Annotated in this window: 17 protein-coding genes; 9 read left to right on the plus strand and 8 right to left on the minus strand. The window is 36.8% G+C overall.

Annotation, left to right across the window (positions count from 1 at the left end):
• Window positions 1-15: 15 nt before the first annotated feature.
• Together AQF98_RS16825 and AQF98_RS16830 are read right to left on the minus strand one after the other, a co-directional pair.
• A complete protein-coding gene (locus AQF98_RS16825) occupies window positions 16-906 on the minus strand; it encodes a bestrophin family protein (RefSeq protein ID WP_055133130.1) in 891 nt (296 codons plus the stop codon).
• Window positions 907-928: 22 nt separating this feature from the next.
• Entirely contained in the window at window positions 929-2,116 is a 1,188-nt protein-coding gene (locus AQF98_RS16830) for a class I SAM-dependent rRNA methyltransferase (RefSeq protein ID WP_055133131.1), read from the minus strand.
• Window positions 2,117-2,416: 300 nt separating this feature from the next.
• Between AQF98_RS16830 and AQF98_RS16835 the strand changes: the two genes are divergently transcribed.
• The 5 genes from AQF98_RS16835 to AQF98_RS16855 all read left to right on the plus strand — a co-directional run bounded on the left by AQF98_RS16835 (window position 2,417) and on the right by AQF98_RS16855 (window position 4,860).
• Window positions 2,417-2,752 carry a tRNA-binding protein gene (locus AQF98_RS16835; protein ID WP_055133132.1) on the plus strand — a complete coding sequence of 112 codons (336 nt, stop codon included), beginning with the start codon at window positions 2,417-2,419 and terminating at the stop codon, window positions 2,750-2,752.
• Window position 2,753: 1 nt separating this feature from the next.
• Window positions 2,754-3,230 carry a nucleoside deaminase gene (locus tag AQF98_RS16840; RefSeq protein WP_055133133.1) on the plus strand — a complete coding sequence of 159 codons (477 nt, stop codon included), beginning with the start codon at window positions 2,754-2,756 and terminating at the stop codon, window positions 3,228-3,230.
• A gap of 74 nt (window positions 3,231-3,304) precedes the next feature.
• Complete coding sequence (locus tag AQF98_RS16845) at window positions 3,305-3,913, plus strand: superoxide dismutase (RefSeq protein ID WP_055133134.1); 609 nt, start codon at window positions 3,305-3,307, stop codon at window positions 3,911-3,913.
• Window positions 3,914-4,044: 131 nt separating this feature from the next.
• Window positions 4,045-4,479 (plus strand): hypothetical protein, encoded by a 435-nt coding sequence (locus tag AQF98_RS16850; RefSeq protein ID WP_055133135.1) that lies wholly within the window; start codon window positions 4,045-4,047, stop codon window positions 4,477-4,479.
• 3 nt (window positions 4,480-4,482) lie between these two features.
• On the plus strand, window positions 4,483-4,860 hold the full coding sequence (locus AQF98_RS16855; protein WP_055133136.1) for a DUF2784 domain-containing protein: 378 nt from the start codon (window positions 4,483-4,485) through the stop codon (window positions 4,858-4,860).
• Here AQF98_RS16855 and AQF98_RS16860 read toward each other — a convergent pair.
• Complete coding sequence (locus tag AQF98_RS16860) at window positions 4,857-5,789, minus strand: hydrogen peroxide-inducible genes activator (RefSeq protein ID WP_055133137.1); 933 nt, start codon at window positions 5,787-5,789, stop codon at window positions 4,857-4,859. The two genes, AQF98_RS16855 and AQF98_RS16860, sit on opposite strands and share 4 nt — an antisense overlap.
• Window positions 5,790-5,956: 167 nt before the next feature.
• Complete coding sequence (locus AQF98_RS16865) at window positions 5,957-6,598, minus strand: DUF6624 domain-containing protein (protein ID WP_055133138.1); 642 nt, start codon at window positions 6,596-6,598, stop codon at window positions 5,957-5,959.
• Window positions 6,599-6,718: 120 nt separating this feature from the next.
• Here AQF98_RS16865 and AQF98_RS16870 point away from each other — a divergent pair, with 120 nt between their 5' ends.
• Window positions 6,719-7,819, plus strand: coding sequence for a DNA alkylation repair protein (locus AQF98_RS16870; RefSeq protein WP_055133139.1), 1,101 nt, complete (start codon window positions 6,719-6,721; stop codon window positions 7,817-7,819).
• A 10-nt stretch (window positions 7,820-7,829) separates the two neighbouring features.
• Here AQF98_RS16870 and AQF98_RS16875 read toward each other — a convergent pair whose 3' ends face one another.
• The 4 genes from AQF98_RS16875 to AQF98_RS16890 form a co-directional block, all read right to left on the minus strand.
• Window positions 7,830-8,981, minus strand: a complete 1,152-nt coding sequence (locus AQF98_RS16875) for a TlpA disulfide reductase family protein (protein WP_082435139.1) — start codon at window positions 8,979-8,981, stop codon at window positions 7,830-7,832.
• A gap of 80 nt (window positions 8,982-9,061) precedes the next feature.
• Window positions 9,062-10,588 (minus strand): glycosyltransferase family 39 protein, encoded by a 1,527-nt coding sequence (locus AQF98_RS16880; RefSeq protein WP_082435141.1) that lies wholly within the window; start codon window positions 10,586-10,588, stop codon window positions 9,062-9,064.
• A gap of 112 nt (window positions 10,589-10,700) precedes the next feature.
• Window positions 10,701-11,561: a LytTR family DNA-binding domain-containing protein gene (locus tag AQF98_RS16885; protein WP_055133142.1), complete on the minus strand. Its 861-nt coding sequence runs from the start codon at window positions 11,559-11,561 to the stop codon at window positions 10,701-10,703.
• A gap of 67 nt (window positions 11,562-11,628) precedes the next feature.
• The gene (locus AQF98_RS16890; RefSeq protein WP_055133143.1) at window positions 11,629-12,129 is read right to left on the minus strand and encodes a DUF1579 domain-containing protein; all 501 of its coding nucleotides are present in this window, start codon (window positions 12,127-12,129) and stop codon (window positions 11,629-11,631) included.
• Between the two features lie 61 nt (window positions 12,130-12,190).
• Here AQF98_RS16890 and AQF98_RS16895 point away from each other — a divergent pair, with 61 nt between their 5' ends.
• The 3 genes from AQF98_RS16895 to AQF98_RS16905 are packed head-to-tail and all read left to right on the plus strand — an operon-like array spanning window position 12,191 to window position 13,870.
• Window positions 12,191-12,793, plus strand: coding sequence for a hypothetical protein (locus AQF98_RS16895; RefSeq protein WP_055133144.1), 603 nt, complete (start codon window positions 12,191-12,193; stop codon window positions 12,791-12,793).
• Window positions 12,794-12,815: 22 nt separating this feature from the next.
• A complete protein-coding gene (locus tag AQF98_RS16900) occupies window positions 12,816-13,379 on the plus strand; it encodes a hypothetical protein (protein ID WP_055133145.1) in 564 nt (187 codons plus the stop codon).
• Window positions 13,376-13,870: a GNAT family N-acetyltransferase gene (locus AQF98_RS16905; RefSeq protein ID WP_055133146.1), complete on the plus strand. Its 495-nt coding sequence runs from the start codon at window positions 13,376-13,378 to the stop codon at window positions 13,868-13,870. The genes AQF98_RS16900 and AQF98_RS16905 overlap by 4 nt, the downstream gene beginning before the upstream one ends.

A 13,870-nucleotide genomic window follows, 5' to 3' on the forward strand; every position in this document is an offset into this window, starting at 1 on the left:
AATTATTGGCACTTTTTACAAGATATACTCCTGGTTAATCGGTTTAATAGGTTCTGGAATATCTGTTTCGCCAATCATTTGTAGCAGATTTATTTCTATTGTTCTAGAGATATTATTTAAAGGCAAACTAGAAGAGTTGGTTTCAAAAGGGTTTACCAACCTCATTCCGTTAATTTGCGTAGATACAAATACAAAACCGATTAACCAGCCCATAAAGATGCTCCAGTAACCCATATCCTGACTAATAACCAAGGTAAAAGTAACCACAAACAACCAAATAAAAACCTTGGTGAGGTAGCTATAGGTTGTTGGGAAAACTGTGTTCCTAATGCGTTCGCACATACCCATGCTATCTGTAAGTCTGGTCAGCATTTCATTCATTTCGATAAACTTAAAACCATCAATCTGATTAGCTTTAAGTAGCTTCTGAAGGTCTCTAGCTTGGATATTTAAAATGGCATTGTGCATGTTACTTTGTTGGTCTACTTCATTTTTATCAGCTTCTGTTAAGTATTTGATATAAATTCCATCAACAGTATAGCGCAAGTTGGCCTTTAGGGCGTAAATGAAAGCAATATGACGGCGAACCATGATTTTAACCGTTTCTTCATCTCCTTCTACAAAATTGATCAAGTTTCTGGCAAAGCTTCTAGAATCGTTAACCAAAGCACCCCAAATTTTTCGGGCTTCCCACCACCTATCATAGGCTTGGTTATTGTTAAAGCCAATAAAAAAGGCAATAGCTGTACCCAATACTGTTGGTATGATAGGCGAAATCTGAAAGTGATGGGCAATAAGGTATTCTCTTACAAGGTAAACGGCTGTGCAAGAGATGATCATAATGATATCTACTTTCCAGGTGTCGATTAGAACCCTACTCAATCTAATATTTTGTGTAATTAACATATGTATAGTCTATAATTTAATGTTATAAAACTCGGATCAGCAAACCTTTTAAATACTCTCCTTCTGGGAAAGATAAACGCACAGGATGATCTTCTGGTTGTGAGAACTGTCTGATCACTTGTACTTCTTTGCCTGCATCTAGTGCAGCCCAAGCAATAATCTGCTTGAAAGTTTCAATATCTACTGCTCCAGAACAAGAAAATGTTGCCAATAAACCACCACTTTCTAACAACAACAAACCTAAACGGTTCAAGTCTTTGTAGGCACGGGCAGCCCTATCTAAAGCAGAGCGAGATGGCGCATATTTAGGTGGATCTAATACCACAATGTCAAATTTCTTACCTTCTTCTTTAAAGGCTCTCAATTGTTTGTTTACATCAGATTGGATGGCCACATGGCTTTTGGTATTAAATTGATTAAGTTCGATATTCTGTTTCAGCGTTTCAATGGCCAAGGCAGAGCTGTCTACACTGGTTACCTCTTTTGCACCTTGTTTAAAGGCATTGAGACTAAAACCACCGCTATAACTGAAACAATCTAAAACTGTTTTACCTTTTGCATAAGTCGCTAAAATCTGACGATTATCACGTTGGTCGCAATAAAAACCAGATTTCTGTCCTTCGGCGATATTGATATGGTAGGTTATTCCATTTTCTTTTACTGCAATAAAGGCAGCGGGAGCTTCACCCCATAATAAACCATTTTCAGCTGTAATGCCTTCATGGGTACGGGCAGTAGCATCGCTACGGTCGAAAATCCCTTTGGGTTGTAAAACTTGCACTAAAATGTCGATAATGATCGATTTTGCTTTTTCAATACCCGTGCTTAAAATTTGCACAGAAAGAAAATCAGCATATTGATCTACGATTAAGCCGGGTAAAAAATCAGCTTCACTAAAAATCAAACGATACGCATTGGTGTCTTTGTTTTTTAAGAGATGTGCTCTTGACTCGATTGCCTTCTTGATCTTTTGTTCGTACCATGCTGCATCTATTGTTTCATTCTCATCCCACTCTAACAAACGAACGGCTACTCGAGATTGATCATTATAGTAGCCATAAGCCAAAAAATCATTATTCGCACTGCAAACTTTTACCACATCTCCATTTGTAGGAGTTCCTTTTACTTTTTCTAATGCACCAGAAAATACCCAAGGATGACGTTGTAAAACTGCTTTTTCTTTTCCTTTCTTTAACTTAATCTCTACCATGTTGCAAATGTAATAAAAAGGTGCTAGTGTTCAATTTTCAGTTGGCAGTTCACGGTTAACAGTTTTCAGTTAGCAATTGCCGGTTCACAGTTTTCAATTGACTACTTTCTCCTTTAAACTTTCCACTCTTAACTTTGAGCCTTCCGCTTTGAGCCTTGCGCTTTATGCTTTGAGCCTTGCGCTTTCGGCTTTCCGCCTTGAACTTTCAACTTTTCACTTTCAACTTGAGCTTTCCGCCTTCCGCTTTAAGCCTTGAGCTTTTGTCTTTGAGCCTTTACAGTTAAATAGTACTTTTGTTTAATGGAAGAAATAAACTGGAACGATTTTGAGAAAGTAGAACTCAGGGTTGGCACAATACTCGAAGCCTTTGACTTTCCTGAAGCTAGAAAACCCGCATTTAAGGTAAAGGTAGATTTTGGCGAATTTGGCATTAAAATGAGCAGTGCACAGATTACCAAACATTATACAAAAGAAGAATTGGTAGGCAGACAGATTATTGCTGTGATCAATTTCCCCAAAAAACAGATTGGCAAATTTATGAGCGAGTTTCTGGTAACGGGTTTTGCCGATGAAAATGGCGATATTGTATTGAGTGCAATCGACAAAAAAGTGCCCAATGGCAGTAAACTAGTTTAAGATGAGCTATTATAACTTCGAGGATAAAGATCCAGCAGCAGCTGATGAGCATTTTATGCGTTTGGCATTAAATGAGGCAAGATTAGCTTTTGAAAAAGATGAAATCCCAATTGGTGCAATAGTGGTTTGTCAAGGTAAAATTATTGGCCGTGGCCACAATTTAACCGAGCAATTAAATGATGTAACTGCCCATGCAGAGATGCAGGCCTTTACTGCTGCTGCACAAACCTTGGGGGGTAAATATTTAAAAGATTGTACTTTATATGTAACCATAGAGCCTTGTATAATGTGTGCAGGTGCAAGTTATTGGACACAAATTAGCAGAATTGTTTATGGTGCCCGTGAAGAAAAGCGAGGTTTTACAAGGATCAATCAAAACCTTTTGCATCCTAAAACGTTACTAAAAGGGGGTATATTGAGCGAAGAGTGTGGTGCATTAATGAGTACCTTTTTCAAGAATAAACGAAGAGAAATTTGACAAATAAAGGTATAAAACTTAACCTTTGACCATTATATTTGTACATTAGATTTTAAAACTTAAATAATATAATTATGGCTTTTGAATTACCTGCGTTAGCATACGCAACAGACGCATTAGAACCACATATTGATAAATTAACTATGGAAATCCACCATGGTAAACATCACCAAGCATACGTTACCAACTTAAATAAAGCTTTAGAAGGAAAACCAGAAGCTAATTCTAGCATCGAGGATATTGTTAAAAATATTTCAAAATTCCCTGCTGCCGTTCGCAACAATGGTGGTGGTCATTATAACCACTCTTTGTTCTGGACAGTTTTAGGCCCAAATAAAGGTGGCGAGCCAACTGGCGATTTAGCAAAAGCGATCAATGCAGCTTTTGGTTCTTTTGCAGATTTCAAAACTAAAATTCAAGATGCTGGTGCAACTCGTTTTGGTTCTGGATGGGCTTGGCTTTCAGTTGGAGCAGATAAAAAATTGATCATTTCTTCAACACCTAACCAAGATAACCCATTAATGGATATCGCAGAAGTAAAAGGCACACCAATTTTCGGAATTGATGTTTGGGAGCACGCTTACTACTTGAAATACCAAAACAAACGCCCAGATTATTTAGCGGCAATTTGGAATGTAGTAAACTGGGACGCAGTAGCAGAACGTTACAAAAAAGCATTGTAATAAAGAAAATCGATATAAAAGCCGAGCCATTTAATGGTTCGGCTTTTTTTGTTGTACCCATTTTTTAGCCTTAAATCGACATTTAAAAAGAGGGTTTTAATTTTTAAATGATATTTTCTTAAATTGCAGGCATGAAAAGATTGATTTTAATGATGTTACTAGTGCTTGGTGGAGTTTTTTCAAGCGTTGCACAACAGAAGCAGCCTACTGCTGAAGAGGTAGCCAAAAAGAATGTTGATGAGATGGAGAAACGTTTAAATTTAAGTGCTACCCAAAAAAGCGTCATCTATAACTATGCATTTACCTTGGCTAAAGAGCAATTGGCATTGTATAAAAAACAACAAGCTAGTGGTTATAACGATGAGGAAATGACCAAGTATTATAAGTTTCAGAATGAGACCAATAAAAGCATCAAATCTATTTTAAAGCCAGAGCAAATTATCGAATACGATAAGTTAACAGAAGAACGCTTGAGTGGTATAGATCCGAACAAGAAAAAGAAAAAGAAAAAGGGAGAGGAAGAAGATAAAATTGTTGGGATTGAAGGGCTTAAAAAAAACAACTAAATAATGAACCTTGCATTGCTAGATGTTCTGTTTAGCATTTTGCACCTGCTGATTATTGGGTTTAATCTTTTTGGGTGGATATTTAAAGCCACCCGTCGCATTCATTTTTGGTTTACCATGCTTACCCTGTTCTGTTGGACAATTTTGGGTATTTGGTTTGGGCTGGGCTACTGCCCCATTACCGATTGGCAATGGCAGGTTAAAGAAAAAATGGGCGAACAAAACTTACCATCCTCTTTTATCAAATATTTTGCAGATAAGGTTACCAGAGCAAATATCAATGCTGAACTGATTGACATATTAACACTTGGGCTCTTTTTAATCGCCATTGGCATCAGTGTTAAGCTGAATTTCTTCAATAAAAAATCAAGTCAAACTTAAATACCGATAATATCTTTCTTTTTTCGTTGTTTCATGGTTTTAGGAATAACAGCTAATATTTCTTCTCGTAAAGCGTTTAACATTCTCTTTTTGATAAAGTTTTTATGCGTAACCAAGCTGATCTCACGTACAGGTTCTGGTGATTTAAAATAACGTACCTTGTTTAACTGTTTAACCGTTAAATCGGCCAAGGCCAACTCTGGTAGCAAGGTAGCCCCATCATTTACATCAACCATTCTAATTAAGGTTTCTACACTTCCGGTATTATAGGTTAGCGATTGTAGGCGATTGTTTTTTGTAGAACGACAAATATTCAATACCTGTGTTCGCATACAATGTCCCTCATTTAACAACCATATATTTTCATCTTCTAAGTCGTCTGCATCAATCGCTTTCTTTTTAAAGAGTTTGCTGTTTTTACTAATGTAGCTCACAAAATTCTCGTAATACAATGGTGTTTCACTGATATTGGTATCTACCAAAGGAGTAGCTAGAATGCCACAGTCTATAATGCCAGTTTTTAAGTGATGGATAATATCTTCGGTTGTATATTCCCAAATCAATAACTTAAGGTCGGGGTATTTCTTTAACATCGAGGCAATAACCTCTGGTAGCAAATAAGGGGCAATGGTTGGGATAATACCAATTTTAAGCTCACCAATTACATCCTGCTGTTGACTGCTGATGATCTCTTTTATTTTTTTATTTTCTTGAAGTACAATCCGTGCTTGATCAATAATTTGTGCACCTATTTCTGTTGGAATAATTGGCTGTTTGCTTCTGTCGAATATTTTAACATTTAGAAACTCTTCCAGCTTTTGTACTTGCATACTTAAGGTAGGTTGGGTTACAAAACACTTCTCTGCAGCACTTACAAAACTACGATAAGTGTCTACTGCAACAATGTATTCTAGCTGAACTAAGGTCATATAGTTAAAATTTATAATTAAATATAAAAGTATCGATTTTAACGATAAAATGAAGAGATAAAATCTTCTTTTAATACAAGGTGCAATTTAGCTCGTATTTAAACAATAAAATTGAACTTTAAATTTTATCTAGCCGACAAAATATTTAGAAAAAGAAACACATCCTACTACTTTTGGATTGGATATAATTTTGGTTGGTGGATGCCTCTTTTTTCGTAAGATTCTTTATTCATTAAAAAATGACTTCCGCTCATGCCATTCAAATACTTTTCTAACAGATCGAGACCTACGGATTTTCGACGTTGATTTACAGATTCTGGATTTTCTAAAGATCTGGGAATAGCCTGGCAACTGTCAAGGTTATAGGTAACCTGTGTACCATAAACCTGTTTCCGCCCAGTATTTAAACGTACCCTGTCTGTTAGGTAAGCAAAGTCTTTTGCCGAAGCATTCTCTTTGGCTACTTGTTTTTCCATGCTATTTAACACTTGTTGCTGAAAATCTGGCCATTTATCCAAATGTTGTACCATTAGCCAAAAGTTTTTAGAACCATCTTTTCCTACTACATCTTCGCCCGGAAATCCATTTTTGACGAAAACTTCTTTTAATCGGCCATAATGTGAGGTAAAAACACTGTCTTTAAAATTCTGCCATTGCGGCGATTCAAAAGCTACTCCTGCTGGCGGTAAACTGGCTGCTTTTTGGTCTGATACGACCATTTTTGCCAACATATCACTCAGCGATTTATTTTGTTGGGCAAAGGCAGTAGAACTGAAGAAAAGAAATAAGATCCAACCGAATTTTTTCATTGCATGATTTGTTTAAAGCTAAGTTAAATAATAGCTGCTATAATCGAGCATCCTACCGATTCGATAATGTGGAAATTTCATTTGAAAGGAACCAAAATCTTTACTTAAGTTCGAAAAGTTATGGGATTAATTAAAGACATCTATTCAAAGGCATTTTACGAAAGGTTAGCTTTCAGTTTGGAGAAAGTAGTGCCAAATTTTAAGGCAGAAAAATTTATGCAGGCCATATTGCCTGCCACTTTTGTACAAATGGAATGGAAAGAGCGGATGCAGCATACTACACAAACGCTTCATCTTTTTATGCCTGTAAATTATACCCAAAGTGCAGCTTTACTAGCGCCAATGATTAAACAGTTAAAAGCTGATGGCTTTAACGAGCATCGATTGGAGTTTATGTTTTTGCCAGATTATATTGCTACTTACGGCTTAGCAGATTTCGAAAACTCTGTAGTTGCGTTAGAATTGGTTACACAATTTATTAGTGCTGAGTTTGCGGTTAGGCCTTTTCTTTTGAAATACGGAACCCAGATGACAGACCAAATGCTCAGATGGTCTACACATCCAAATCACCATGTTAGGCGTTTTGCAAGTGAGGGCAGTAGGCCTAGGTTGCCTTGGGCCATGGCCATCCCAGCTTTAAAAGAAAATCCAACTGCGTTGCTGCCTATTCTAGAAAACCTAAAAAATGATCCTAGTGAATATGTGCGCAGAAGTGTGGCCAATAGCCTAAACGATATTACCAAAGACAATCCCATTGTAGTAGTTGATATTGCAAAGAAATGGAAAGGTTTGAGTAAGGAAACCGATGCGATTATTAAACATGCGTGTAGAACATTGTTAAAAAAGGGGCATCCAGAAATATTAAGTTTTTATGGTCTTGATGCTTCAAGTTTAGCCATTACCGATTTTGTGATTGAAACACCAGTTGTTAAAATTGGAGATGCTGCAGCATTTAGTTTTACAATAGAAAATAATGATACTGTTGCAAGATATATCAGATTGGAATATACTTTATACTATCTGAAAAATAATGGAACATTGGCAGGCAAGGTTTTTAAAATTAGTGAGAAGACTTACCAAGCTGGTGAAAAAATCAGGATTAATCGTAAACAAAGTTTCAAATTGATTACCACCAGAAAATTTTATTTAGGACAGCACAAGTTGTCAATTATGGTAAATGGTAAGGAAACACAATTGGGCGATTTTGAATTGATTGCTTAAGCTATAAAATCTAATGTAAGTTTTTCTTTAGAAGAGTTTCTATTTCTTCATCATTACCTTGTGTTTTGAACAATACCTTGCCATCTGGACCAATCAGTATTTTTGTAGGATAAGATTTGATGGCAAACAGGCTGATTAGGTCTTGTCCATTTTTTGCAATGGCCTCATTGTTTAAAATGTTAATCCAAGAGATGTTATCCTCCTTAATGGCATTGAGCCAATCTTGTCGTGGATTTTTTCCTTTTTCAAATGCAATAGCAATAATTTCGAAACCTTTGTCTTTATAGGTTGCATAAAGGTTTTTAAGTTTTGGGTGACTTTCTCTGCAAGGCACACACCACGAACCCCAAAAATCTAACAGTACGTATTTGCCTCGATAAGCATTGATATTAATGAGGCTATCCTTGCCATTTACATTGAAATATTTGACCAAGGTACCTATGCCAGATTGGCTAAGCTCTTGGTATCGCTTCTCGATAGCTTGGCCATATACACCCTTTTTAAGAACCGTGGGTAAAGCAGCTAAGGCTTTGGCCAGACTTTCTTCATTTGTAGTAAAAGGGAGGTTCTCATAGACATAAAATGTATTTAAGATTGATTTCGGATTTTCTTTTGCCAGTTGCGCATAAGCATTGGTGTTGGTAATGGTATGCTGTAAACGAACAGAATCTATTGCTTTGGCTTTTAAATGATCACCAGCATTTTTTTGTGCAATGGATTCCTTAAAAGCACTTTCTTCTTGTAATATTGTCGATTTATGGTTAAGGTAATAGCTGCTCTGCAGTTCGTTGGCAGCACTACCTGTAATGTTTACAATTGGCCATTCCAAATAATCACCTGTTAAGCTTAGCTCGGTTTTTGGTTCTAAAAAAAATTGCACAACAGGAGCATAGGAAGTAAAATGAGTGCTTTGATCGGTAATTCTTTTGCTCGGATCACGGGTGATGAGCCTTGCCACCAAAGACTCTTGCGCATCAATAGCAAAATTAAAGTAACCGTCTGTTACCAAGGCCGAATCTTTTAAAAGTTTACTGCCATTGAGGATAGTCATGTATATTTTAGGTTGTGTATAGCCTTTTATAAATCCTTTCAATTTTGCAGGTTGTGCATTTGAGGAGCATACCATAAAAAGAAAATAGGTGAATAGCAGCAAATTCTTCATAGCAAAAGCTTAAAATGTAATGTACGATTGTTTTCGTAGATTAAACTTACGAATAATTGCTTATTAAACAAATGCTTAGGTTACTCAAAAATTCTTTTCTTGAATATTTCTTTTAGTCCATTAAAGTCTTGTTTGGGTTTTTTGCAAATGTAAATCGTCAAACGGTGTTGACCATCATCTAGGTCTTTTGAGTATTGATTAACAACATGAGCTACAGGTGTAACAGAATCGAAATAACTCATCCAAAACTGTTGTCCCGAATCATCGCTATTAAATGCAATGACGGCACTTGGCATTTGTCCCGTTGGTGCCCAGAGGTAAAAACTACCATGATAAGAAAAAGCATCAGGTATGCCCCACTCTTGATGAAAGAGCGATACCGCTCCAGCCTGTCGGTAATGTTTGCCCCAGATCAGGCAATTTTTCTGTTCAGTTGGAGGTAAGGAGTGATAGGTTTTTTGCAGTGCTGCCATGATCTCCTTCCAGGTTTGTTTTGAATAATACTCCTGATTTTTGATTTCATAAAGACCATTTTCCTTTTTAACCCGAGCAAATTTGATAAAGCCTTGTAAAGGTAAAACAGCTAAACCATAAGGAATAAGCACGGCTCCAGAAAGGATAAAAAAGAAACCTAAAGTATAAAATGCCCATTTAAATCTTTGGTATGTCAATTGCGCAAACCATATGCTGCCAAAACAAAGCAGGGTAATCATGATCGGGAAAAAGTAATAAAATTTACCTTTTCCGATGATCAAAAGACCTATAGAAACTAGAATTGAAATGGCCAATGGCCGGTAAACAGGTTTATTGTTGCTGTTGAACATGAAATAAAGACCCCCGAGATAGATGATCACAGCAAAAGGGTTGAGTGCCACTACAAGCTTGCCAAGTTGTGTAGGGAAGTCAATTTTATCGAGTTGCGATTTGTAGAGCTCTGTAAAATGCTGAAATACGGGAAAATCATGTTGGTATTGCCACCATAAATTTGGCGAGATCAGCACCAGCCATAGCGCTATACTAAGTGGTAAAACCATCCCTAGTAGTTGTTGTCGGGTTGGCTTAAAGAAGAACAAACTGGTTAATCCGGCTATAAAAAAGACAATATCATATTTTGCTAAAAAGCCAAAGGCACAACTAACTGCAAGGTAATACAGATACTTGTGCTTTAAGGTGAGTATAAAACGGAGCAATTGGTAAAATCCTAATAGCCAAAATAGCTGGGTAAAAAGAGTAGGTTGAAACAGTTGGAAACTTCTACCAAAACCAGGCGAAATGGATAAACACATAAGGGCAATAATGATCGCCCGATTTCGGCCACCTAAGAGCTGTACAATGGCTGCGGTTAAAATAAAGATAAGGGTTGAGGCGATATGTGTAAAAATGTGATGAACAAATACACTGCTAGAATGGAACTGATTTTGTAGCCATGCCATCCACCCTATCATCGGTGGAAATTCCATGTAGCCAAATGCGGGGTGGTTTCCTGTAGCAATGTGTAACAATTCATCTCCCTGAAAACCAGAGTTTGCATCGGCAAGTAACCTTAACATCAGGTTGAAACTGCAAAAACAAAAGATAATAAAATAACGGTGTTGAACGATCTTCATTGAAATGGATTAAGGCTTTTGAGCTTAACGTTTCAAAATTAGAAGAGCCATTATAGAAATTAGAAAATCTGTGATGGGCAACAAGCTTTTGTGATCAGCAACAAGGGAAGAACTATTGATCCTTTTTTAAGTTAATAAGTAAAGGTTCAAACACTGGTAAATAAGTTCTGGATACAGGGATTTTTTCTGCTGCGCCATTCACAGAGAGCAAGTAGCCTTGTGCATTTCCTGTTATTTTAACAATATGGTTGGTGTTAACAAGATAGGCTCTATGACAACGTACAAATTGAGGGTTCTGCTTTAATTGGGCATTTAAGTTTTTGAGAGAAATGCGCTTCAAGTCTTTCTTCAATAGGTCTTGGTCTTTAGTATATAAGTCGATATAATTACCTTCTGACTTAGCATAAACGAAATGTTCACTGTGTAAAGTGAAGTCGTCTTTTTTGGTTTCGGTTTTTATTGGAATGCTACAAGGGTTCGCTGTTATTGGTGGTTTCGAGGTGTTTTTATTGCCAAAGGCTAACAAATACACTACAAATAGCGATCCTGCTAAGTAGACATTTTTGAGTTCGGTACCCAAGTTAGACCACGAGAGGTGATTAGTGCCCTTGTAAATTAATGTTCGCAAGAAGAAACTGGCTAGACCGATTAAAAATAGAACTAAGATTAAATGAAGTAACTGTAGGCCTAATGTCCACCTGAGCGCTACTGCTCCTTTATTTGATCGATTAAGGATTAGAAAATAACAATAGACAATCAGCGCTGGAGAACAGGCTTGGAACAAACAGGTAATTGCATAATTGAAATAGTGCTTGTCAGGATCATAACCAAAAGGCCTGAACAAATAAAGAAACAAAAAGACCAGCAAAAACTGAAGAACAACAAGCTTCGCCAAATTTTTGTGGTAACGATAGGGAAAATTGCTGCTAAAGATTACCGTAAGTTTGTTGTAGTTCTTTGCAAGTTGTGCCATCTTTAGGTATGGGTTAATGCGAAGCTACCAATCTGCTCGGTGAAAGAGTATGGAGGCAATGTTGTGTTTAAATGTTGATCCGATGGTAAATGGTTTCTGTAGCCTTGGCTTCCTCACCTTCGGGCGAGATGTTAAAAGCCCTAATGATAAATTGATCAGAGTTGATGATTTCTAGCTCCGTTCTCCAGCCCCATGGTATGGGTATTTCTGGCCCACCATAACTGCCCAAAACTGAAAAGCCATTTCCAGTTTCACGACCTTCGGAAGCTAAAATTCCTGTACCCATATGGAAACTATCAATCCATGCACATTGACATTTGTCGTTGCTCAAGTCGTAGCCCCAAGTCATCAAACCCTCAAAAGGCTTCCCTTCTATTGTTCCTGTATATTCATACCTGATGAATCTTCCACCCATAATCGAGGTAATTCTCCCTCTCATCGGAGATTCATCGGCCAATATATCCTTTTCAAACCAGGTTCTTGTGCTGCCATCCCAACTACCTACTAAGTTTGCCAACTTAAGGTGTGGGCCACTTTCTTTAGAAATTTCGAATTTACTTTTGCTCATCAGTACTAAAATACAGAATTTATTTAGATTTACACACTGTTCTATATTTGACTCAAACGATATGAAAACAAAATTCTTATCTCTTTTATGGTGCTTCATCATTTTGGTAGCTTGTAATCCTTCAGCACCAAAAGAAGAAAAGCCAACCACAGCACATTACACCAGTAAAGAATTAGGTTGGACGATCGAAATCCCGACAGGTTATCGGTTAATTAGTAAGGCAAAAATTGAAGTGAGCGATCAGAAAGGGAAAGAAGCAATTAATGAAGTATATGATGGGGATGTAAATACAGATAGTTTAAAACATTTGGTTAGTTTTCAGAAAAATCAACTCAATATTTTTGATTCTACGATTGAACCTTATGTAGAAAAACAAGCTGGAGAATATGAAGCGAATAACCAGGCCATCAAGAAACTCCTTTTTGATACTTATCGCAATCAAAAGATTAAAATAGACACTTTGTCTGGTAAGGAAACGATACAAGGATATCGTTTTAATGCCTTTTACATTAAAGTTTATGGGCCAAGTGGAGCAGTATTAATGCACCAGGTAATGTATAGCACCTTATTAAAGGGTTATGATTTTGGTGTAAACATCAATTATAACAATGAAGAAGATAAAAAAGTATTGATGGATGCTTTTAAAAATTCGAAATTTAAATAGGCTTTATTTTTAACTTCGTACCATGTCGTCACACCATATTGTAAGAGAAAAACAAGAACCAGCCCTTTATATCCATCAGTTAGAAAACTTTGATGAAGAATACCTTGGCCAGCTTTTAGAGTGGAGCCCTACTTTATTGGTAGCTGCCAACGAATATGAAAAGGCCATTTCATTAGGACTAAAGGTTGATGTGGTAATTGGAGATGCAACTGACTTGCAAATTCAGGAAAACACAAAATTGGTCTATGCGCCAAGCCCAAACTTGCAAACGGTGGTAAAGTATCTCATTGCCGAAAAATATCCAGCGGTAAATGTGATCAGTAAAGAGAATAAATTTGATGATCTGGCCGATTTTATTCCAGAAATCAATATCGTATTGTTTACCGAAACAGAAAAAAGCTACCCAGTTAAAGCTGGATTTAGTGTATGGAAACCTGCAGGTGCAATTTTTAGAATTGATATTATTTCTTATTTCGAAACCAGTAATCTGAAACAGGAAGACAATGGCGATTTTGTGGTGCTCAAAGATGGCTTTGTGAGTTTTAATTTTAGTACCGATTATTTATTTTTAAGTGAACTATTATGATCCTTTTAAGAAAAGCGAAGGAAGAAGATATTGCCATTATTAGTGATTTGGCAGAAAAAATTTGGCCACAGACCTATAGCAGTTACATTAGCGAAGAGCAGTTGCATTACATGTTGAACATGATGTATAACAGAGGAGAATTGCTTTCTCAATTACAAAAAGGGCATACTTTTTTAGTTGCTTCTGAAGATGGAAAAGACATTGGCTTTGCTGGTTTTTCTGTAATTGATTCTGTACAACAGGCTTATAAACTGCACAAGCTTTATGTGTTGCCAGAAACACATGGCAAAGGTGTGGGTAAAATTCTGATCAATGAAGTAGTTAACCTGGCCAAACGTGCAGGTGGAAAAACATTGCAATTAAACGTTAACAGGAATAATAATGCCAAAGATTTCTATCTAAAAGCAGGCTTTAGAATCAAAGAAACCGTTGACATTGAAATTGGCAACGGTTTCTTGATGAATGATTATGTGATGGAAATTGCCATCTAA

Source organism: Pedobacter sp. Hv1 (assembly GCF_001412215.1).
Taxonomy (GTDB): Bacteria; Bacteroidota; Bacteroidia; order Sphingobacteriales; family Sphingobacteriaceae; genus Pedobacter.